This window comes from Caballeronia zhejiangensis (assembly GCF_000698575.1).
Taxonomy (GTDB): Bacteria; Pseudomonadota; Gammaproteobacteria; order Burkholderiales; family Burkholderiaceae; genus Caballeronia; species Caballeronia zhejiangensis.
Genome location: NZ_JFHD01000023.1, coordinates 72,544 through 94,424 on the forward strand (window position 1 = coordinate 72,544; position 21,881 = coordinate 94,424).

Sequence of the window (21,881 nt, forward strand, 5' to 3'; positions counted from 1 at the left end):
GGCGCGCTGAGCCCGCGAATGAGTCCGATCACGCTACGCGGCCTGAGCATCGGCTATCTGGCGCGGCCGGGCTTGTCGCGCACCGGGGATTTCGCGGTGCACAGCAGTTTCAGGCACGCGCTCAATCTCGTCGCGCAGACGGGCGACTGGTTCACGCTCGTCGATGCCGCGTGCGAGAACCTGTCGTGCGGCGCGCGCGTGAGCGCGCCGCCGGGTTGGGACTGGCGCGACCATGCGCGGCCTGGCGAGCGCGTCGCGTTTTCCAATGGCCGTCTGACCGGCGCGACGTGGCAGGCCGATCTGACCGGCGCGGCGTGCTGGCAGCCCGCTCTGCAAAGCGGAACCGGCGTGCGGATGTCGCCGGATGCGTTGTCGGCGCGGCATGAGCGCGTCGCGGCGCGGCTTGCGGCGCACTGCGCGCGGCACGCCGTGGCAGGCGCGCTGCAGTGGCTGCCGGGCTGGCCGGCGCACGCGCGCGCCGTCAGGCTGAGTCCATACGATGACCCCGCCACGCTCGCTGCCACGGTTCACGCGCTCGTCGGCCTCGGCGGCGGTCTCACGCCCGACGGCGACGATTATCTGCTCGGCTATCTCGCGGCGATTTGGGCCGCGCTCGGCGATCCGCAAATCGACGTGCATCGGCATGTCTTGTCGACCGAGCTGCCTGCGAATCTGCATCGCACGAACGATATCAGCCGCCATTACCTGCAACTCGCGCTCGACGGACATTTCAACGAACCGGTCGATCGATTTATCGCGATTGCATCGGCGGCGGACGAAAGCGCGGATATCGAACATGCCGCCGATGCCGTGATGCGCTGGGGCGCGTCGTCCGGCGTGGATTGTCTCGGCGGCATTTTGCACGGCATGCGCGCATGGCGAGAAACGATTCGAATGCGCGAAGCGAAATCATTATTCCCGGAATCGGCTTGAAGCATTTGCGATTCAGTTTTCAAGAAACCGCGAATCGCATTTAAAGAACGGAGAGGTGCAATGGCCATCAAAATCGAAATATTCAAAAATCTGTATCAGGATTCGGTTTCCCTGATGCAGATTTCGGCGCATATCGGCAAGCTGCCGGGCGTCGAGCAGGCGTCCGTCGTCATGGGGACGCCGGCCAATCTCGTGCAGCTCGCCGACGCCGGACTCGGCGACGACGTGAAAGCAAGCCCGAACGATCTCGTCATCGCGGTGCGCGGCGACGAAGCCGCTTGCGAAGAAGCGCTCAGTCTCGCTCGCGAACGCCTGAGCGCGCGCGTGTCGACATCCGACACGCAGACGCGCGAAGCGCTCAAGGCCACCAGTCTCGCGATGGTCTGCGACGACGAACCCGCGTCGAACCTCGCGCTCATCTCGGTGCCGGGCGATTACGCGGCCGCCGAAGCCATCAAGGCGCTGCAGCTCGGCATGAACGTCATGCTCTTCAGCGACAACGTCAGCATGGCGCACGAAAAGGCCATCAAGACGCTCGCGCGCGAAAAGCGCCTCATCGTCATGGGCCCCGACTGCGGCACGGCCATCGTCAACGGCATGCCGCTCGGCTTCGCCAACGTGGTGCGGCGCGGCGGCATCGGCGTCGTGGGCGCATCGGGCACGGGGCTGCAGGAAGTCACCTGCCGTATCGACCAGCTCGGCGCGGGCATTTCGCAGGCGCTCGGCACGGGCGGACACGATCTGCATGAGGACATCGGCGGCATTTCGATGCAATTCGGCCTCGACGCGCTCGCCGAAGATCCCGACACGCGCGTGATCGTGCTGATCTCCAAGCCGCCCGCACGCGCGGTCGCGGAGCGCATTCTGGAGAGCGCGCGCAAGGCGGGCAAGCCCGTCGTCGTGAATTTTCTCGGCGCTTCCGAAGACGAGATGCGCGCACCGGGCCTCACGCCCGCGCACACGCTCGCCGATGCCGCGCAGTTCGCCGTCGCGTTGCTGAACGGCGCGCCGCTGCCGGCGAGCGTCGCGCGCGTGGAAGCCAACGACGAAGCGACGCTCGTCAAGCGGAGCGAAACGCTCGGCGCGGGCCGCAAGTTCATTCGCGGCGTGTTCGCGGGCGGCACGTTCTGCTACGAGAGCCAACTGCTCTGCAAAGCGGAAGGTTTCATGGCGAGTTCGAACACGCCGGTGAAAGGCAACGCGAAGCTCGCGGATATCTGGAAAAGCGAGGGCCACACGATCGTCGACATGGGCGACGACGATTTCACGCGCGGCCGTCCGCATCCGATGATCGACCCGACCCTGCGCGACGAACGCGTGCGCGCCGAGATGCTCGATCCCGCAACTGCCGTCGTGCTGTTCGATCTCGTGCTCGGTTACGGCGCGGCGGACGAACCGGCGCAAGGGCTCATCGCATTGCTGGCGCAATTGCCGCGCGAAAACGCGCCGCTGTTGATCGCGCATGTGTGCGGCACGGAATCCGATCCGCAAGTCAGAAGCCGTCAGATCGACGCATTGCGCGAGGCAGGCGTTCTCGTCGCCGGATGCAACGCCGAGGCCGCGTTGTGGGCGAGCCGCGTCGCGCGTCTGCAGGCGCGACGCCACGCGTAAAAAGGAGCAAAAAGAATGAACCGATTGTTTGGTCAGCCACTGAAAGTGGTGAACTGCGGGCTCACGAGCTTCGCCGACAACCTGCGTCTCGCGGGCGGCGAAGTCAGTCACGTCAACTGGCAGCCGCCCGCTCTCGGCGATGTCGCCGCGGGCCTCGATCTCGCGTGGCTGATGCGTCATCCGCTCGTCGAGCAGGCGAACGACATTGCATTCGCGCGTTATCTCGAAGCGCAGCCGGTGTTGAAAGACATCGCTACGGCATCCGAAGCAATCAGCGCGATGAGCATGCGCAAGCTGATTCTCCACTCCGGTCCGCCGATCGCGTGGGAGAACATGTGCGGGCCGGTGAAGGGCGCGATCATCGGCGCGGTGATGCTCGAAGGCTGGGCCGCCGATCACGCCGCCGCCGAACGCCTGATTCTCGACGGCAAGGTCGATCTCGAACCGTGTCACCACCATCAGGCCGTCGGTCCGATGGCGGGCATCATCAGTCCGTCGATGCCGCTTTTCGTCGTCGAGAACAAGGCGAACGGGCATCGCACGTACAGCAATCTGAACGAAGGTCTCGGCAAGGTGCTGCGCTTCGGCGCGAACAGCACGGAAGTGCTCGACCGTCTGCGCTGGATGAAAGCGACGCTCGCGCCCGCGCTGAAGGCCGCGCTCGCGGTGTCCGGCGAGATCGAGCTGAAGCCGCTGATGGCGCAGGCGCTGCATATGGGCGATGAAGTCCACAACCGCAACAGCGCGGCGACGGGCCTCTTCATCAAGCGCATCGTGCCCGCGCTGCTCGGCACGCAACTGCCGCTCGCGCAGATTCGCGAAGCGAGCGCGGCGATCATCGCCAACGATCACTTCTTCCTCAACATCTCGATGGCCGCGTGCAAGGCCATGATGGACGCGTGCGCCAACGTGCCTTTCAGCTCGATGGCCTCGGTGATGGCGCGCAACGGCGTGAACTTCGGCATCCGTCTGTCGGGCACCGGCGACCGCTGGTTCCAGGCGAAGGCGAATCCGGTCGAGGGCCTGTTCTTTCCGGGCTATGGCGTCGATGACGCAGCCGCCGATCTCGGCGACAGCGCGATCACCGAAACGGCCGGCGTGGGCGGTTTCGCGATGGCGTCGTCGCCCGCGATCGTGAAGTTCGTCGGCGGCACGCCCGCCGATGCGACCGCGAACAGCCGCCGCATGCAGGCCATCACGCTCGGCGGCAATCCGGCGTTCACGCTGCCCGCGCTCAACTTCGCGCCGACCGCCGCGGGCATCGATGCGCGCAAGGTGGCCGACCGCGGCATCCTGCCCGTCATCAATACGGGCATCGCTCACAAGCAAGCAGGCGTCGGGCAGATCGGCGCAGGCATCACGACCGCGCCGATGGAGTGCTTCGTCGAAGCCATTCGCGCGCTCGCCGAGACCGTCAAACAACACAGCGGACAAGCATCATGACAGTTCGAAAACCTCTGGCAGTCGTCGCCGTGGGCGGCAACGCGCTGATTCGCGACGATCGTCATCTGAGCATTCCCGATCAATACGAAGCGGTGACGGAGAGCGCGACACATATCGCCGACATGATCGCGGCGGGATGGAACGTCGTGCTCACGCACGGCAACGGGCCGCAAGTCGGCTTCATCTTGCGGCGTTCCGAGCTCGCGTCTCAGGAAGTCGCGCCCGTGCCGCTCGACTACGCGGTGGGCGATACGCAAGGCGCGATCGGCTACATGTTCCAGAAGGCGCTGACCAACGAGCTGCACCGTCGCGGCATCGAACGGCGCGTCGTTGCGCTCGTGACGCAGACGCGCGTCAGCGCCGACGATCCCGCGTTCGAGAAGCCGGCCAAGCCGGTCGGCGCGTTCTTCGACGAAGCGACCGCGAAGAAGCGTCAGGAAGAGCTCGGCTGGACCTTGATGGAAGACGCGGGACGCGGCTGGCGGCGCACGGTGCCGTCGCCGGAGCCGCTTGAAATCATCGAGCGCGATGTCATCGCGAGCCTGCTCGCGCAAGGCTGCGTGGTGATCGCGTGCGGCGGCGGCGGCATTCCGGTGGTGCGCAAGAACGGCAAGCTGTCCGGCGTCGAGGCGGTCATCGACAAGGACCTCGCATCGGCGCTGCTCGCCCAGCAACTGAAAGCGGATCTGCTGCTGATCCCGACCGGCGTCGAACAGGTCGCGGTGAACTTCGGCACGCCCGAGCAGCGCTGGCTCGACACGATGAGCGTGAGCGAAGCGCGCGAGCTGATCGCGCAGGGTCAGTTCGGCGCGGGCAGCATGCTGCCGAAAGTGGAGGCGATTCTGCGCTTCGTGTCGCACATCGAACCGGACGGCCACGCGGGCGAAGGGCTCATCACGAGTCCGGCGGCGATCAGGCCCGCGCTCGAACGGCGCACGGGTACGTGGATCACGCCGTAACGCGCATACGCCCCCGACATCAACAAGGAGAAGGACACACATGAACGACAAGATACTGCTCGCCGTGAACGGCACGCTGATGCGCGGCCTCGGGCTGAACCACAACATGCTGGCGGCGAAGGGCGAATTCGTGCGCGAGGATCGCACGGACGCGTGCTATCGCATCTGGACCATCAACGATCGTCATCCCGGCATGTTGCGCGTGAAGAGCGGCGGCGTGGCCGTATCGCTGGAAGTCTGGGAATTGCCGATGGCCAATCTCGGCGCGCTCTTGCTCAGCGAACCGGCGGGTCTTTCGATCGGCAAGGTCGTGCTCGCGGACGGCAGCGAAGTGCTCGGCGTCCTCGCCGAACCGTGGCTCGTCGAAGGACAGAAGGAGATCACGGCATCCGGCGGATGGCGCGAATACACCGGCCACCACTACACGCCCTGAATGGAATCGGCATCAGCAAAGGAACTGTCATGAGTCAATCGAAAGAGAGCCGGGTCAGCGCTTCGCCCGGCACTGCGCCGGGCTATCGCATCGCGATGATCCTGCTCGGCATCGCCGTCACGCCGGTGTTGCTGTCGTCGTCGAGTCTCGGCAATCAGATGTCGAACGGCGATCTGATCAAGGTCGTCGGGATCGGCAGCCTGATCCTCGCGATTCTCGCGTCGATCACGATCTCGGTCGGCGAGAAAGCACGGCTGCCGACCTACGGCATCGTGAAGTATCCGTTCGGCGAGAAAGGCGCGATCGCCATCAACGTGCTGCTCGCGGTCAGCCTGTTCGGATGGATCGCGGTGACGGCCAACATGTTCGGCCACTCGGTCGCCGACCTGCTCGCGCAACATGGCGTGAACGTGCCCGCGCCGCTGCTCGTCGCGATCGGCTGCGTGATCTTCGTCGCGTCCACCGCGTTCGGCTTCGAAGTGCTCGGCAAGGTGGCGCAGTTCGCCGTGCCGGTCATCGCGTTGATGATGTGCTATATCGTGCGCGTCGCGCTCAATGGCCAGGCGCCTGCCGTCGATGCGATCGCCGGCATGCCGATGGGCGTCGCGGTATCGACGGTCGTCGGCACGATCATCGTGCTGGTCGCGACCTTGCCCGACTTCGGCAGCTTCACGCATAACCGCAAACACGCGGTCGGCGGCGCGCTGCTCACGTTCCTGATCGCCTATCCGCTGCTGTACTGGGCGGGCGCGACGCCGAGCGTGCTCACGGGCAAGAGCTCGCTGCTCACCGCGATGGCCGTGTTCGGCGCGACCTTGCCGGCCGCCTTGCTGCTGATCTTCGCGACGGTCACGGGCAACGCGGGCAACATGTTCCAGGGCACGCTCGTCACATCGACGCTCATCACGCGCTTTCCGAAGTGGCAGATCACGGTTGCGCTCGGCGTGCTGGCGGCGATCGTCGGCAGCATGAACATCATGTCGTGGTTCATTCCGTTCCTGCTGTTCCTCGGCATCGCGACGCCCCCCGTCGCGGGCATCTATATCGCGGACTTCGTGATGTATCGGCGCAACGGGTATGATGCTGCCGCGCCAGCGCGCGAACCGCAGATCAAGATCATGACCTTCGTCGCGTGGATTCTCGGATCGCTCACGGGTTTCGCGACGGTGAACGGCATGTTCACGGTCACGTCGATTCCCTCACTCGATTCGATTCTCGTTGCGTGCATCGGCTACATGATCCTGAGCCGGTTCGCGCAGGCGAGCGGCACTGTCAAGCCCAGCGGGCACTGACGCAACGATGTGAGCGAAGCGCACGGTGTTCATCGCGCGCTTCGCTCATGTGGCAGGACAAATACTCATGTGGAAGCAGGCTCGATGTTCACTTCGGACGAAAGCATTCGGATAGTCCGGTTGGTTGCGCAGTATCAAAGCATCACGGCGGCCGCGGAACGGCTGAACAAGGTTCCGTCGGCGATCAGTTACACCGTCAGGAAGCTCGAGGAATCGTTCGGCGCGAAGCTGTTCGAGCGCCGCGGTTGCTATATCCGGCTCACCGAGGCGGGCGAATACTTCATCGCGCACAGCAAGGCGATTCTCGACGATCTGCAGGCGCTCAAATGCAATCTCGCCATCGTTCAGGGGGGCATCGAGCCCGAGCTCACCGTGGCCGTCAACAACATCGTGCCGCGCGACGCGATCATCCAGTTCTTGTGCGATCTGGAAGATGCGTATCCGACGACGCGCGTCACGATCCAGCAGGAGGTGTACAACGGCTGCTGGGACGCGCTCTATGCAAGCAAGGCGGATATCGTCGTCGGCGCGCCGCATTTCGTGCCGAAGACCGACGGCATCACGAGCGTCGCGCTCGGCCATCTCGCGTGGGACTTTCTCGTGGGCGCCGATCATCCGCTCGCGGATGCGCCGCATATCCTGCAAAGCGCGGAGTTGCGGAAGTATCCGGCGGTCTGCATCAAGGACACGTCGATCGATTTCGATCCGATGCATGCGTGGCTTCTGGAAGGGCAGAAGCCGATCTTCGTTCCCGACTTTTCGATGGCCGTGAGAATCATCGCGCGCAATGTCGCGATCGGCTATGTGCCCACGCATATCCGCGCGGCATTCGGCGACGCCGGGCTCGTCAGTAAGTCGATTCAGGAGCAGAAGCACGCGACGCGGCTCTTCCTCGCGCATCGTTCGGATGGCGTCGGCAAGGTGCGGGCATGGTGCGTCGACTATCTGATGCGACCGGAATTCAGGGCGTGGTTGTGCGGCGATGCTCCGCAGCAGGGAAGCGCAAGGTGAATTCGATCCACCCGTCCGGCGTGGATTCGGCGGATGCGACGCCGCCATGCAGCCGCATGATCGCCTGAACGATCGACAAGCCGAGTCCACTCGATTCCGTGAACTCGCTGCGCGCCGCGTCGCCGCGATAAAAGCGGTCGAACAGCTTCGCGAGCTCTTCCTTCTCGATGTGCGCGCCGCGATTGCCCACGACGATGCTCGCGCCTTGTTCATCCGCGTAACCGCGCAGCCGGACCACGGTGCCCGCCGTCGCATAACGCACCGCATTCACGACGACATTGCCGATCGCCCTGCGGCACATGATTGCATTCGCAAGCATTTCGCCTTCGGCCTGGATATCGAACGTGATGCGGCGTTCATCGGCGATGCCTTCGAAGTAAGCGCCGATCGTCTCGAGCGCTTCGCGGATATCGAGCCGCTCCCGTTCGATCTGTTGCTGCTCATGATCCGCCTGCGCGAGAAAGAGAATGTTCTGCGCGATGCGCGCGAGGCGCTCCAGTTCTTCCAGATTCGATTCGAGCACGCTGCGATACTCCGCGACGCTGCGCTCGTGCGCGAGCGTGACCTGCGTTTGACCGACCAACACGCCGATCGGCGTGCGCAGTTCATGCGCGAGATCGGCGGAGAACTGCACCAGACGCTCGTAGCCGTGTTCGAGCCGGTCGAGCATCGCATTGAACGACGCCGCGAGGCTTTGCAATTCGGCGGGCGCATGGGCGACGTCGAGCCGCGCGGACAATCGGTTCGGCGTGATTTCGGCGGCTTTATCGGCCATCAGTTTGAGCGGCATGAGTCCGCGGCTCGTGACCCAGTAAGCGAGCAGCAACGTCACGAGCACCGCGCCGATCACGTTGATCCATACGCGCTTCAGATACGCCGACAACACGATCGCTTCCTGCGTCATCACATGCGCGGCGATGATCTCGACGACCTCGCCGTTCTCGCCGATGCGCGCCTGCGCGCCGACCCAGCGCATCCGCACGCCGTCCGCGCGCGAGCCTTCGTACAGGTCATCGAGTCCGATGGCGCGCGTCACAGGCACGACATCGAGCGGCGGCAACGGCATCTTCTCCGGATTGACGTAGATGAAAGGCCCCGAGCCCGCGCGTCGAAAGAGGATGACGTCCTGACGATCGCCTAGCATCGTTTCGAAGAGCCGAGGTCGCGCTTCGATTTCCTTGATCGTGTAGAGATCGTGCAGAAGCGAGCGGAAATGCTCGACGCGCGCGATCAGCTGGTAATCCGCGCGCGTGGACAGCGCGCGATTCGTCGCGTGATAGAGCGATGCGCCGATCATGCCGACGACGATGCACACGATCACCGCAAACGACAACGCGATACGTACCGCAAGCGAGCGCGATGGCCGGTTCAAGGATTCTCCCCGAACGAATAGCCGATGCTGCGCACCGTATGAATGAGCTTCAGATCGAATGGATTGTCGATCTTCGCGCGCAGCCGCTTCACCGCGACGTCGACGACATTGGTGTCGCTGTCGAAGTTCATGTCCCACACTTCCGATGCGATCAGGGTGCGCGACAGCGCCTCGCCCTGATGCTTGCAAAAGAGATGCAGCAGCGCGAATTCCTTGTTCGTGAGCACGATGTCGATGCCCTTGCGCGTCACCTTGCGACGCAGCACATCCACATGAAGATCCGCGATCTGGAACGTATCGGATTCGCGCATCACGCCGCGTCTGAGCAGCGTGCGAATGCGCAAGACGAGTTCGGTGAAAGAGAAGGGCTTGACGAGATAATCGTCCGCGCCGAGTTCGAGTCCGTGAATGCGGTCCGTCACGTGATCGCGTGCGGTGAGAAAAATGACAGGCAAGTCACGTTTCGCGCGCAAGGCCGACATCACCTGCCAGCCGTCGATGCCCGGCAGCATCACGTCGAGCACGATCAGTTCGTAGGAATTCGCGAGCGCCTGGTGCAGACCGTCCGTACCGTTGCGAACGAGCTCGACCTGATAGCCGGACTCGATGAGCCCTTTCTTCAGGTAGTCGCCTGTCTTGCGGTCGTCTTCGATAACGAGGATGCTCATGCTCGCACTGCATTCGATGGATTGCCGACATTCTAGCCAGAGCGCGCGCGACGCTCGCAAAGATGACAAAAAAGTCATCGAGAGGTCATCGATCGATCAGCGGCGCGTCGCTACCATGCCCTCGAAATCTCAACGACTCGCGAGGCTCGACGACGTGCAAATCCAACCGTTATGGCTGCGCATCACGCACTGGCTCAACGCGTTCGCCGTGTTGATCATGGTGACGAGCGGCTGGCAGATCTACAACGCATCGCCGATTTTCAAATCGCTGACCTTCTCGTCCGCGATCACGCTCGGCGGCTGGCTCGGCGGCGCGCTGCAATGGCATTTCGCGGCGATGTGGCTGCTGGTCGCGAATTTTATCGTGTACGTCGCGATGAATCTCTTCACCGGACGCCTGCGCCGCCGCATGTTTCCGCTCTCCATCAAGAGCATTTTCACCGACGCCTTCGCCGCGCTACGCGGCAAGCTCGGTCACGACGATCTCACGCATTACAACGCGGTGCAGAAGTTCGCGTATCTCGCGGTGATCGTGGACATCGCGATCGTGATCCTGTCGGGACTCGCGGTGTGGAAATCGGTGCAGTTTCCCTTGCTTCGCACGTTGATGGGCGGTTACGACAACGCTCGCATCGTGCACTTCTTGGGCATGAGTTTTCTCGTGGCGTTCTTCGTCGTGCACGTCGCGATGGTCGCGCTCGTGCCGCGCTCGCTCGTGCTGATGATCCGAGGTCGCTAACACATGTCGCTCAAGCTATTCAAATCGAGACCCGACGCTGAACTCATCATCAAGGATGCCGCGAAGGAACTGAAGGCGCCGGCGCGCCGTTTGTTCGGCAAGCGCATTCTTTCGCTGGGCGGCCTCGCGATGCTGTCGGGCTGCAACATCACCGACGACAAATCGGTCAACGCAATGCTGCGCCGCATTTCATCCTTCAACGACGACATGCAGGCGTTGCTATTTGACCCGAACCAGCTCGCGCCGACTTATCCCGACTCGATGATCACGCGGCCGTTTCCGTTCAACGCGTTCTATGACATCGATGAAGTGCCCGAAGTCGATCCATCGACATACAAGCTGGAGATAGGCGGCCTCGTCAAGGGCAAGCGTGCGTGGACGCTCGACGAACTGCACGCGATGCCGCAGGAAAGCCAGGTGACACGGCATATCTGTATCGAAGGCTGGAGTGCGATCGGCAAGTGGGGCGGCGTGCGATTCGCGCAAATCCTCGCGCGTGCAGGCGCCGATACGAGCGCGAAATACGTGGCCTTTCATTGCGCCGACAACTACTCGACGAGCATCGACATGCCGACCGCGCTGCACGCGCAGACGCTGCTCACGCTCACCTACGACGGCCAGATTTTGCCGGCGAAGTACGGCTTCCCGATGAAGCTGCGCATGCCGACCAAGCTCGGTTACAAGAATCCGAAGCACATCGTCGCGATCACTGTGACGAACGATTATCCCGGCGGCTATTGGGAGAACCAGGGCTACAACTGGTTCGGCGGTTCCTGAAGCCTTTGCTTTCATCACCAGAAGGAGATTGCATGTCGATTCGACTCAAACTTGGCGTCAGCATCGTGACGCTCGCACTCGCATCCGCGGCTCTTGCTCAGACGCCCGCCGCGAAACCCGCGCGCATTCGCGGCGATATCGTGTCGCTGTCGGGCGATACGCTGACCGTTCATCGACGCAGCGGCGACACCGTGAAGATCGCCGTCAAGGCAGATACGCCCGTCACCGCGCTGAAGAACATCAAGCTGCAGGACATCAAGCCGGGCTCGTTCGTCGGCACGGCTGCGACCACCGGCACCGACGGCAAGCTCACCGCGACCGAGGTACTCGTGTTCCCGGAAGCCGCGCGCGGCACAGGCGAAGGCCACTATGAATGGGATCTCGGACCGAAGAGCTCGATGACCAACGCGAACGTCGATCAGGTCGTGCAAGGCACGAGCGGCCGCGATCTGAAGCTCTCGTACAAGGGCGGCGCGAACTCGGTGACCGTACCGGAGAACGTGCCCGTTGTGACGTTCGCCCCCGCGACGCACGATGACCTGAAGCCCGGAAAGAAAGTGTTCGTCGTCGCGACTCCGGCTGGTTCGGACTTCGCGGCGCAACGCATCGTCGTGGAGAAGGATGGCGTCGCGCCGCCGATGTAAGCGTCACCTTCGATAAAGTCCCTGCACGCGCCCGCCGATCATCGATCGCGGGCGTTTGTCATTCGAGCGTCGTGCGTATATGCCTCACGCTCGACACCGTGTCGTCGAAACGCGCGTTGCCGAGCTTGCGCTTCATGCGCCGCGTGACCTCCGAGCTGACCGCGCCGATGCGCTTCATCATCGCGACCGCGGAATCGGTCGGATGAATGGCGGATTCGCGGCCATCGCGTTCAGTGGACCAGCGCTCGACGAGCCCCAGTTTCGCCAGTCCGTCGAGCGTGCGCGTGGCAGTGGGGCGCGTGATCGCGAGTGCATCGGCAAGCGTGCCTTGAAGCTGCCCGGGATGCTCGACAACCGCGCGCAACATGAACGCCTGCGACGGCGTGAGTCCGAACGGCTTGAACGCTTTGGCCCATTCGCGTTCGAGTGCGCGCGCGAGTGCGGTGGTGTTGAAATAAAGGCATTGGTCGAACATACGGGTCACCGTCGTGTCATGTAATTCGATCTGCAACTATCGATTGAACGTAGCGCGCGTCAGCAGATTTTACGTGGCCGCGATACCATGGCCGTCTGCGTCATATGGTCCGGCGCAAGCAACATTGGCCACGCCACTCTCAAGGAGACATGCATGAGCAACACTCGTTCCGACCTTCCCGCTTATCCGAATACCCGGCTTTATATCGACGGCGCGTGGCGCGACGGTTCGCGCGACACGGCCGTCATCAATCCGGCGAACGAAGCGGAGATCGGCCGTCTCGCGCTCGCGGGCGAAGCCGAGCTTTCGCTCGCCGCCGACGCCGCCGCGCGCGGTTTCAAGGAATGGCGCAAGGTTTCGCCCTACGAGCGCAGCAAGCTGATGCGTCGCGCGGCGCAGAACATTCGCGAGCGTGCGGAACAGATCGCCGCCATCATGACGATGGAGCAGGGCAAGCCGTTCGGCGAGGCGCGCATCGAAACGCTGTCGGCAGCGGACATCATCGAATGGTTCGCGGAAGAAGGGCGCCGCACGTATGGCCGCGTGATTCCGTCGCGAACGGATGCCGTGCGCCAGATCGTGACGCGTGAGCCGGTCGGTCCGGTCGCCGCGTTCACGCCGTGGAATTTCCCTATCAATCAGGCGGTGCGCAAGGTATCGGCCGCGCTCGCGTCGGGGTGCTCGGTCGTGCTCAAAGGCCCCGAGGAAACGCCCGCAAGCTGCGCGGCGCTCGTGCAGGCTTATGCCGATGCGGGCCTGCCCGCCGGCGTGCTGAATCTCGTCTTCGGTGTGCCCGCCGATGTCTCGAAGTATCTGATCGCGCATCCCGCGATCCGCAAGATTTCGTTCACCGGTTCGACGCCGGTCGGCAAGCTGCTTGCGTCGCTCGCGGGCGAGCACATGAAGCGCGTGACGATGGAACTAGGTGGCCACGCGCCGGCCATCGTGTTCAAGGACGCCGACATCCCCCGCGCCGCGAAGATGCTCGCATCGGCGAAATTCCGCAACGCGGGTCAGGTCTGCATCTCGCCGACGCGCTTTCTCGTCGAAGAATCCGCGTATGACGAGTTCGTGCAGCACTTCGTCGCCACCGCGAGCGCGGTGAAAGTGGGCAACGGTCTCGACGATGGCGTTCAGATGGGTCCGCTCGCGAACGGCCGCCGCCTCGAAGCGATGGAACGCCTCGTCGCCGATGCGCGCGAGCACGGCGCGAAGGTGTTGACGGGCGGCGAGCGCATCGGCCGCGAAGGCTACTTCTTCGCGCCGACCGTGCTGACCGATGTGCCGCTCTCCGCGCGCATCATGACCGAAGAGCCGTTTGGCCCGATCGCGCCGATCGCATCGTTCAAGTCGTATGACGAAGTGATCGCCGAGGCCAATCGCCTGCCTTATGGGCTTGCCGCTTACGCTTACACGAGCTCTGCGGCGACGTCAGCGGCGGTGTCGGACGATATCGAAAGCGGCATGCTCTCGATCAATCACCACGGCCTCGCATTGCCGGAGACGCCGTTCGGCGGGGTCAAGGATTCGGGCTACGGCTCGGAAGGCGGCAGCGAAGCGATGGAAGCGTATCTCGTCACGAAGTTCGTGACGGAGCATCGTTGATTCGCGAGTCGGTAGGTTAGTTGGACGGCGGCCCTTCGACGGGCCGCTTTCCTTGATGATCCGATAGTTCGGATGACGAATGAGCGCGGTATGAATCGTCATCGAACAAAGCTACAGGAGCCAGCAAGTGACGCAATCGAAACAACCCACGATCGCAATTCTCGGCGCAGGCAGCATGGGATCGGCCATTGGCCGTACCTTCACGCAAGGCGGTGCGCGCGTGCTGACATCGCTCGAAGGACGCAGCGCGGCGAGCGCAGCGCGTGCGCGCGAAGCCAGCATGGAAGATGCAAGCCTCGACGATCTCGTGGCGTGCGACTTCATTCTGTCGATCGTGCCGCCCTCGGTCGCTGTCGATACCGCGCAGCGCCTCGCTCCTCTGTTCGAACGCGCGAGCGCGCAGCCCGTCTACATCGACTGCAATGCGATCAATCCCGCTACCGTCGGCCAGATCGAGCGCGCGCTCGAACCGACGCGCACGCCGTTCGTCGATGCATCGATCATCGGTCAGCCATCGGCGCCGAAGTTCTACATGTCGGGACCGCATGCGAAGCGCACTCAGCTACTCGCCGATCACGGTCTCGTCGTGCGGGTGCTCGACGGCCCGAACGGCGCCGCATCCGCGCTCAAGATGTCGTATGCGGGCATCACGAAAGGGCTGACGGCGCTCGGCTCGGCGATGGCGCTCGCCGCGATGCGCAACGGCGCGGGCGATGCGCTTCTCAGCGAACTCGCGGCGAGCCAGCCCGCGCTTGCCGCGTGGCTCGCGGGCAATGTGCCGCGCATGCCGCCGAAGGCCTATCGCTGGGTCGCGGAGATGGAAGAGATCGCGGAGTTCGTCGGCGACGAGTTCGCGGAGCATCGCATCTACGAAGGCGCGGCCGGACTTTACGCGCGGCTTGCGAAAGACAAGGACGCGACGGACGCGCTCGAACGTTTCTTCAGCGAACGTCGTTAACCGCGCGCGGCCGCGGTTTCCGTCATGTACTCGAAGAAGCGCGCCGCGCGCCGGTCGCCCGCATAGGCCGAATTGATGCGCACCCACGCACACGCCTCGCCGTTCGGGCGGTAATAGCTGCCCGGCGCGAGCGTGACGCCGAACTTCACGGCTTCGTCGACGAGCACGGATGAATCGTCGATGCCGGGCACTTTCGCCCATACGAAGTTGCCGCCGCTCGGCTCGTCGAACACGTCCCATCCATAGCCTTCGAGCGTTTGCACCGCGCTCGACAGCGAATCGCGCACGCGCTTGCGCAAGCGCTCCAGATACTTGCGATACGTGCCGCGCTCCAGCAGGCCCGCCGCGACGCTTTCGGCGAAGCGCGTGCCGCCGAGACTCGTCAGCACCTTTACGTCGACGAGATTCTTCACGAGCTCGCGATTCGCCGCGAGATAGCCGATGCGCAGCGACGACGACAAGGTCTTCGACAAGCCGCCCACATAGATCACGCGATCGAGCTGATCGAGCGATGCCAGCCGTTGCGTCGGCACGGCCTGGAAGTCGGCGTAGATATCGTCCTCGACGATGGAAAAGCCGTGCTGGGTCGCGAGTTGCAGCAGCTTGAACGCGACTTGCGGCGCGACGTTCGTCGCAGTCGGATTCTGGAACACGGTGTTGATGAAGAAGAGCTTCGGCTGATGCTGCTTCAGCAGTTCTTCCGCGACGTCGATATCGGGTCCGTTCGCGAGCCGCGGCACGCCGACGAGCCGCACGCCCTGCAGCTTCAGGAGCCCGAAGAGATTGTAGTAACCGGGATCCTCGACGAAGACCGTATCGCCCGGCTTCAGCATGTAGCGCACGACGAGATCGAGCGCCTGGCTCGCGCCGTTCGTGATCATCACGTTGGGAAGATCGGCGTCGATGCCGAGCGCGTTGATCCGCATCGTGACTTGCTGACGCAAATCGGTGTCGCCGTGGGGAATCGCGTAATCGATCACGCTCGATACGTCGGTGCGCGACGCCTGACGGATCGCCTGCGTCAGGCCGTCCACATCGCGCCATGCCTCGGGAATGAAGCCGCTCGACAACTTCAGCGTCTCGCCGGGATAGTTGAACTGCTGGAGGATCTGGTTCGATTCCTCTTCGGCCAGACGCGGATCGCAATTGCCCGCGTTGCTGTCGCGTTCATCGACGTGATTCGCCACATAGAACCCGGAGCCGTGCTTCGGCTGAATGAGCCCGCGCGACGCGAGACGGTCGTAAGCCTCGATCACCGGAAAGCGGCTGATGCGCTGCTCGGCGGCAAGCTGACGAATCGACGGCAGCTTCGCGCCCGCGAGCACGCGGCGCGAGCGGATCATCGCTTCGATCTGACTGACGATCTGTTCGGTCAGCGGCACGCCGGTGCCGCTGTCGATGTGAAGCGGAAGTGCATTCATGATGTCTGAAACTGTTCAGTGATTTGCTGTGAACAGTTCGAGTTCGCTGTTCGCCAGTGTCGTCTTGCCATTCGAACGCATCCGAAAACCCGCGTCAAGACTGGCCGAATGGCTAGCTAGAGTGTTTTTAAAGTGTCGGATCGATGCGAACTGTTCGGGCAATTCGGCTTAACAGTTTCGGTCAAACTGTTCACAAGTGTTCATTCAAGCTGTTCGCAATCGGTCGAATAATAGGATCAACGGCTGCTCTTGCATCTCTGTCGGGCGGCCTTTCAGTTACGCGATCTGAAGGAGCGGCATCATGCGTGAAATCCGGACATTCGAACTCGACGGGCGCGATGCGCCTACGCGCTGGGTGATCGATCGGCCCCAAACGCTGCGCGTGACGCGCGGGCAAATCTGGCTGACCATCGAAGGCGGCGCCGACGATTACTGGCTGGACGCGGGCGCGTCCGTCGAACTGAAGCCTTACACGACGATCTGGGTCAGCGGGACGACGGACGCCAGTTGGTTCTCGATGTCGTCCGATTCGACGCGGGCGGGCGCGCGTCGCCTGAGGGAGATGGTGCGCGCGTTGTTCGCCCGCCGGACGACGTGGCCGCGCATCGCGATCTCCAAAGCGTAGGGAGCCAAAGAAGGGCGAAAAAAAACCCGGCCGTGGCCGGGTCCAATGTTCCCGCGCTCTTTCGAGCGCGGTCACCTGCAAAACTGCTTGAGCCTTTTACGCCGCGAGCAGCGAGCGCAGCACGAACGGCAGAATTCCGCCGTGCTTGTAGTAGTCGACTTCGATCGGCGTATCGATACGCAGCAGCACCTGCACGCGATCGTCCTTGCCGTCCTTGCGATGGATCACGAGCGTGACTTCCTGTTGCGGCTTGAAGTCGTCGCCGAGACCTTCGATGTCGTACGTCTCTTCGCCGGTGATGTTCAGCGACTGCACGCTGTCCGAGCCCTTGAACTGCAGCGGCAGCACGCCCATGCCGACGAGGTTCGAGCGATGGATACGCTCGAAGCTGCGCGCGACCACGGCCTTTACGCCGAGCAGTTGCGTGCCTTTCGCCGCCCAGTCGCGCGACGAACCCGTGCCGTACTCTTCGCCCGCGAACACGATGGTCGGCGTATTGGCGGCGATGTACTTCATCGCTGCGTCGTAGATGGACAGTTGCTCGCCGCTCGGCTGATGAATCGTCAGGCCGCCCTCGACGCGCGTGCCGTCGGCCTTCGCCGGGATCATCAAATTCTTGATGCGGACGTTCGCGAAGGTGCCGCGCATCATCACGTCGTGATTGCCGCGACGCGAGCCGTAGCTGTTGAAGTCGGCCTTCTGCACGCCGTTCGCCTTCAGCCACACGCCGGCCGGCGAGGTTTCCTTGATCGAGCCGGCCGGGCTGATGTGGTCGGTCGTCACGGAATCGCCGAAGATGCCGAGCGCGCGCGCGCCCTTGACCGCGGGAATCGAATCGGCTGGCTTCATCGAGAATTCGCTGCCGAAGAACGGCGGCTCGGCGATGTACGTCGACTTCGGCCAGTCATAGACCTGGCCGCTTTCGCCCGCGATCTTGCTCCACAGGTCGCCTTCCTTCGTGAGCTGAGAGTAGTTCTCGCGGAACGCCTTCGCGTCGAGCGCGAACTTGAGCAGCGCATGAACTTCGTCGCTCGTCGGCCAGATGTCGCCGAGATAGATGTCGCGGCCGTCCGTGCCCTTGCCGACCGGCTCGGTCATCAGATCGCGCGTGATGTTGCCAGCGATCGCGTAGGCCACGACCAGCGGCGGCGAGGCCAGGAAGTTCGCGCGGATGTTCGGGTGAATGCGCGCCTCGAAGTTGCGGTTGCCCGACAGCACGGCTGCCGCGACGACGTCGTTCTTCGTGATGGCATCGTTCAGTTCGGGCGTCAGATCGCCCGCATTGCCGATACACGTCGTGCAACCGTACGCGGCGAGCGTGAAGCCGAGCTTGTCGAGATAGGGCAGGAGGCCCGTCTTCGTCAGATATTCGGTGACGATGCGGGATCCCGGCGCGAGCGACGTCTTGATGTGCGGCGCGACCGTCAGACCCGCTTCGACGGCCTTCTTCGCCAGCAAGCCGGCGGCGAGCAGCACGCTCGGGTTCGACGTGTTCGTGCACGACGTGATCGCGGCGATCAGCACGTCGCCGTTCTTGAGATTCACGCCGTCGGCCGTCGTGTAGTTCGCTTCGAGCTCGGCGGCCTTCTTGTTGAAGCCGTTTTCGCCCACCGGCTTCGAGAACAGGTCGATGAACGTGCTCTTCACATTGCCGATTTCGATGCGGTCTTGCGGACGCTTCGGACCAGCCAGCGACGGCGCGACCGTGCCCAGATCGAGCGTGAGCGTCTTGGTGTAGTCGATTTCGCCGGCCTTCGGCACGCCCCACAGCTTCTGCGCCTTGAAATACTGCTCGAACGCGGCGATTTCGGCGTCGGTGCGGCCCGTGCCCTTGAAGTAGTCGATGGTCTTTTCATCGACGGGGAAGAAGCCCATGGTCGCGCCGTACTCGGGCGCCATGTTGCCGATGGTCGCGCGATCCGGCACGCCGATCGACGCCGTGCCTTCGCCGAAGAACTCGACGAACTTGCCGACGACCTTCTCCTTGCGCAGCATTTCGGTGATGGTCAGCACGAGGTCGGTCGCCGTGCAGCCTTCGCGCAGCTTGCCCTTCAGCTCCACGCCGACGACGTCCGGCGTCAGGAAATACACCGGCTGGCCGAGCATGCCCGCTTCCGCTTCGATGCCGCCCACGCCCCAGCCGACCACGCCGATGCCGTTGATCATCGTCGTGTGCGAGTCGGTGCCGACGAGCGTGTCCGGATAGTAGACGCCGTCCTTCTGATGCACGCCGCGCGCGAGGTATTCGAGGTTCACCTGGTGCACGATACCGATGCCGGGCGGCACGACCTTGAACGTGTCGAACGCCTGCATGCCCCACTTCATGAACTGGTAGCGCTCGTTGTTGCGCTGAAATTCCAGCTTCATGTTCAGATCGAGCGCGTTCGGCTCGCGGAAGTGATCGATCTGCACCGAGTGATCGACGACGAGATCCACCGGTACGAGCGGCTCGATCGCTTTCGGATCCTTGCCCGCGCGCTTCGCGACGCCGCGCATCGCGGCGATGTCGGCGAGCAGCGGCACGCCGGTGAAGTCCTGCAGCACGACACGCGCGACGACGAACGGAATTTCATCGACGCGAGCGGCATTCGGCTTCCAGTTCGCAAGCTGTTCGATGTGTTCTTCGGAAATCTTCTTGCCGTCGTAGTTGCGCAGCACCGATTCGAGCACCAGACGAATCGAAACCGGCAGACGCTGAATCTTGACCTTCAGCGCGTCGCCGAGTTGCGGCAGCGAGTAGAACTTGCCTTTGCCGGAACCGCTGTCGAATTCCTTGAGCGTGTTGTGGAGATTGTGGGCCATGGTTATTTTCCTTGGACTAAGACGAGGAAATTGCGCTGCTTAAATCACGTACAGATCGACATATTCATTGACCGGCATCGCTTCGAGCGTTGCCTGATCGAGCGATACCGCGAGGATCGCTTGCTGCTGCTTCTGCGGGAAACGGCGCGCCAGATTCGTCCTGAACTTCTCGACGAGCAGCGGTATGCCGTCCGCGCGACGACGCTTGTGACCGATCGGATAGTCCACTTCGACTTCGGCGAGCTTCGATCCGTCGTTGAATTCGACGGTCAATGCATTCGGGATCGAGCGCTTGTCCGGATCGAAATAGTCCTTCGTGAACTGCGGGTCTTCCACGCATTCCATCTTCGCGCGCAGCACGTCGATGCGCGGGTCCTGCGCGACGGAATCTTCGTAATCGGCCGCGGTGAGGCGGCCGTGAATCAGCGGCACCGCGACCATGTACTGAATGCAGTGATCGCGGTCCGCGGGGTTGTCGAGCGGCCCCTTCTTGTCGATGATGCGCAGCGCGGCTTCGTGCGTGCGAATCGTGATCTTGCGGATGTCATCGACGGATTTGCCGGCTTGCTTGAGCTCGCCGTGCAGCGTCATTGCCGCTTCGACGGCCGTTTGCGCATGGAATTCCGCGGGAAACGAAATTTTGAACAGCACGTTCTCCATCACATACGAGCCGTACGGACGCTGGAACGCGAACGCGTTGCCCTTGAAGAGCACGTCGTAAAAGCCCCATGTTTCAGCGGTCAAAACCGACGGATAACCCATCTCGCCGGTCTTCGCGATCAGCGCGAGGCGCACGGCGCGCGAGGTTGCATCGCCCGCTGCCCACGACTTGCGCGAGCCCGTGTTCGGCGCGTGGCGATACGTGCGCAACGCGTGACCATCGACGAAGGCGAGCGACACCGCGTTGACGAGTTCGTCGCGCGTGAGGCCGATCATCTGCCCGACGACCGCGGTGGAGGCCACTTTGACGAGCAAAACGTGATCGAGACCGACCTTGTTGAACGAATTCTCGAGCGCGATGCAGCCTTGAATTTCGTGCGCCTTGACCATCGCGATCAAAACGTCTTTCATGACGAGCGGCTTCTTGCCTGACGCGATCGCGTTGCGCGAAAGCCAGTCCGCCGTGGCGAGGATGCCGCCGAGGTTATCCGACGGATGACCCCATTCGGCGGCGAGCCACGTATCGTTGAAATCGAGCCAGCGGATCATTGCGCCAATGTTGAAGGCGGCCTGAACGGGGTCGAGTTGAAACCGGGTGCCTGGCACCTTCGCACCGTTGGGGACGATCGTGCCCGGCACGATCGGTCCCAGCAGCTTGGTGCAGGCGGGGTACGAAAGGGCTTCGAGTCCGCAGCCGAGCGTGTCGATCAGGCAGTTGCGCGCCGTTTCGAGCGCAAGCGTGCTGTCGACACTGTAGTCGAGCACGTAATCGACTATTTCGACGAGTACCTTGTCCGGCTCGGGCCGGACATTGGAAATCGGTGCGGACATCGAGGGATTCCTGATTTAAGTGCCGAGCTAACTTACTCCGCGTTCTTGATCAGCGCGTTCGATTGGGTCGGCGCTGCGCCGCCCGCTGCCATTTCGGGCGTCATGCACTCGTCGGCGAGGCGCGACGAGTCCTTGTCCGAGAACAGCATTGCTTTGGTCGGGATCACGACGAGATCCATGCCCGATGCCGAATCGTGGAAACGATCCGCACCGGTCGTCGTGTCCTGACGCGGCAGCTTGTAATCCTTCTTGGCCCAGTTCACGGTGACGATTGCGTCACGCTTCATGTCGCCTTTCAGGTAGAAAGCGTTGCCGTCCTTGCACGACCACTTCACTGCACCTTCGGGAATCGGATCAACCTTGGCCGCCGCGGCCGCTTCGGCCTTGGGACTGCGCTTGATCAGGCGGCGCGCCGGAGCGGGACGCTTGGCCGTGGTTTTGGCCTTGCTTGCATCGGTCGCGGTCGCAGCGAAGGCGTCGGCGCTGACGAAGACGCTCGTCGTAGCCAGCGTGCCGGCGATTGCAGCGATCAGAAGTTTGTTCATCGAAAAAAACCTTTCAAAAACATTGGGGTTGGATGGCGTTTGCCGCGCGGGGTGGATTTCCTCATCGTGAAATCCGA

Annotated in this window: 20 protein-coding genes; 13 read left to right on the top strand and 7 right to left on the bottom strand. The window is 63.1% G+C overall.

The window, feature by feature from the left end:
- Positions 1-18: 18 nt before the first annotated feature.
- The 7 genes from BG60_RS39100 (at position 19) to BG60_RS24635 (ending at position 7,682) form a co-directional block, all read left to right on the top strand.
- Positions 19-933: an oxamate carbamoyltransferase subunit AllH family protein gene (locus BG60_RS39100; protein WP_051996622.1), complete on the top strand. Its 915-nt coding sequence runs from the start codon at positions 19-21 to the stop codon at positions 931-933.
- 60 nt (positions 934-993) lie between these two features.
- A complete protein-coding gene (fdrA, locus tag BG60_RS24610) occupies positions 994-2,544 on the top strand; it encodes an acyl-CoA synthetase FdrA (RefSeq protein WP_008354085.1) in 1,551 nt (516 codons plus the stop codon).
- 15 nt (positions 2,545-2,559) lie between these two features.
- Positions 2,560-3,987 (top strand): YlbE family protein, encoded by a 1,428-nt coding sequence (locus BG60_RS24615; RefSeq protein WP_008354084.1) that lies wholly within the window; start codon positions 2,560-2,562, stop codon positions 3,985-3,987.
- The gene (gene arcC, locus BG60_RS24620; RefSeq protein ID WP_033536053.1) at positions 3,984-4,946 is read left to right on the top strand and encodes a carbamate kinase; all 963 of its coding nucleotides are present in this window, start codon (positions 3,984-3,986) and stop codon (positions 4,944-4,946) included. Before BG60_RS24615 ends, arcC begins: the two co-directional genes overlap by 4 nt.
- Positions 4,947-4,986: 40 nt before the next feature.
- Positions 4,987-5,379: an allophanate hydrolase-related protein gene (locus tag BG60_RS24625; RefSeq protein ID WP_008354082.1), complete on the top strand. Its 393-nt coding sequence runs from the start codon at positions 4,987-4,989 to the stop codon at positions 5,377-5,379.
- A 29-nt stretch (positions 5,380-5,408) separates the two neighbouring features.
- Positions 5,409-6,671, top strand: coding sequence for a cytosine permease (locus tag BG60_RS24630; protein ID WP_008354081.1), 1,263 nt, complete (start codon positions 5,409-5,411; stop codon positions 6,669-6,671).
- 84 nt (positions 6,672-6,755) lie between these two features.
- Entirely contained in the window at positions 6,756-7,682 is a 927-nt protein-coding gene (locus tag BG60_RS24635; protein ID WP_008354080.1) for a LysR substrate-binding domain-containing protein, read from the top strand.
- Here the strand turns inward: BG60_RS24635 and BG60_RS24640 are convergent.
- On the bottom strand, positions 7,633-9,054 hold the full coding sequence (locus BG60_RS24640) for a heavy metal sensor histidine kinase (RefSeq protein WP_008354078.1): 1,422 nt from the start codon (positions 9,052-9,054) through the stop codon (positions 7,633-7,635). The genes BG60_RS24635 and BG60_RS24640 overlap by 50 nt on opposite strands.
- Complete coding sequence (locus BG60_RS24645; protein WP_008354077.1) at positions 9,051-9,722, bottom strand: heavy metal response regulator transcription factor; 672 nt, start codon at positions 9,720-9,722, stop codon at positions 9,051-9,053. Before BG60_RS24645 ends, BG60_RS24640 begins: the two co-directional genes overlap by 4 nt.
- Before the next feature lie 115 nt (positions 9,723-9,837).
- On the opposite strand from BG60_RS24645, the gene BG60_RS24650 reads away from it, so the two are divergent.
- The 3 genes from BG60_RS24650 to BG60_RS24660 are packed head-to-tail and all read left to right on the top strand — an operon-like array spanning position 9,838 to position 11,882.
- Complete coding sequence (locus BG60_RS24650) at positions 9,838-10,461, top strand: cytochrome b/b6 domain-containing protein (protein ID WP_144403642.1); 624 nt, start codon at positions 9,838-9,840, stop codon at positions 10,459-10,461.
- Between the two features lie 3 nt (positions 10,462-10,464).
- The gene (locus BG60_RS24655; protein ID WP_008354075.1) at positions 10,465-11,238 is read left to right on the top strand and encodes a molybdopterin-dependent oxidoreductase; all 774 of its coding nucleotides are present in this window, start codon (positions 10,465-10,467) and stop codon (positions 11,236-11,238) included.
- 32 nt (positions 11,239-11,270) lie between these two features.
- Positions 11,271-11,882: a hypothetical protein gene (locus BG60_RS24660; protein WP_008354074.1), complete on the top strand. Its 612-nt coding sequence runs from the start codon at positions 11,271-11,273 to the stop codon at positions 11,880-11,882.
- A gap of 58 nt (positions 11,883-11,940) precedes the next feature.
- Here BG60_RS24660 and BG60_RS24665 read toward each other — a convergent pair whose 3' ends face one another.
- Positions 11,941-12,357, bottom strand: a complete 417-nt coding sequence (locus BG60_RS24665; RefSeq protein ID WP_008354073.1) for a MarR family winged helix-turn-helix transcriptional regulator — start codon at positions 12,355-12,357, stop codon at positions 11,941-11,943.
- 153 nt (positions 12,358-12,510) lie between these two features.
- Between BG60_RS24665 and BG60_RS24670 the strand changes: the two genes are divergently transcribed.
- Both BG60_RS24670 and BG60_RS24675 read left to right on the top strand, forming a co-directional pair.
- The gene (locus BG60_RS24670; protein ID WP_008354071.1) at positions 12,511-13,962 is read left to right on the top strand and encodes an NAD-dependent succinate-semialdehyde dehydrogenase; all 1,452 of its coding nucleotides are present in this window, start codon (positions 12,511-12,513) and stop codon (positions 13,960-13,962) included.
- Between the two features lie 127 nt (positions 13,963-14,089).
- Positions 14,090-14,920, top strand: coding sequence for an NAD(P)-dependent oxidoreductase (locus BG60_RS24675; protein ID WP_008354070.1), 831 nt, complete (start codon positions 14,090-14,092; stop codon positions 14,918-14,920).
- Here the strand turns inward: BG60_RS24675 and BG60_RS24680 are convergent.
- Positions 14,917-16,341, bottom strand: a complete 1,425-nt coding sequence (locus BG60_RS24680; RefSeq protein WP_008354069.1) for an aminotransferase-like domain-containing protein — start codon at positions 16,339-16,341, stop codon at positions 14,917-14,919. The two genes, BG60_RS24675 and BG60_RS24680, sit on opposite strands and share 4 nt — an antisense overlap.
- Positions 16,342-16,642: 301 nt before the next feature.
- On the opposite strand from BG60_RS24680, the gene BG60_RS24685 reads away from it, so the two are divergent.
- Complete coding sequence (locus BG60_RS24685) at positions 16,643-16,966, top strand: DUF2917 domain-containing protein (protein WP_008354068.1); 324 nt, start codon at positions 16,643-16,645, stop codon at positions 16,964-16,966.
- A 96-nt stretch (positions 16,967-17,062) separates the two neighbouring features.
- Here BG60_RS24685 and acnA read toward each other — a convergent pair whose 3' ends face one another.
- Genes acnA through BG60_RS24700 form a run of 3 tightly spaced genes read right to left on the bottom strand, consistent with a single transcriptional unit; the run spans position 17,063 to position 21,804 of the window.
- Complete coding sequence (gene acnA / locus BG60_RS24690; protein WP_008354067.1) at positions 17,063-19,768, bottom strand: aconitate hydratase AcnA; 2,706 nt, start codon at positions 19,766-19,768, stop codon at positions 17,063-17,065.
- A 39-nt stretch (positions 19,769-19,807) separates the two neighbouring features.
- Positions 19,808-21,259, bottom strand: a complete 1,452-nt coding sequence (locus BG60_RS24695; protein WP_008354066.1) for a bifunctional 2-methylcitrate dehydratase/aconitate hydratase — start codon at positions 21,257-21,259, stop codon at positions 19,808-19,810.
- Between the two features lie 32 nt (positions 21,260-21,291).
- Positions 21,292-21,804 carry a hypothetical protein gene (locus BG60_RS24700; RefSeq protein ID WP_008354065.1) on the bottom strand — a complete coding sequence of 171 codons (513 nt, stop codon included), beginning with the start codon at positions 21,802-21,804 and terminating at the stop codon, positions 21,292-21,294.
- Positions 21,805-21,881 lie beyond the last annotated feature (77 nt).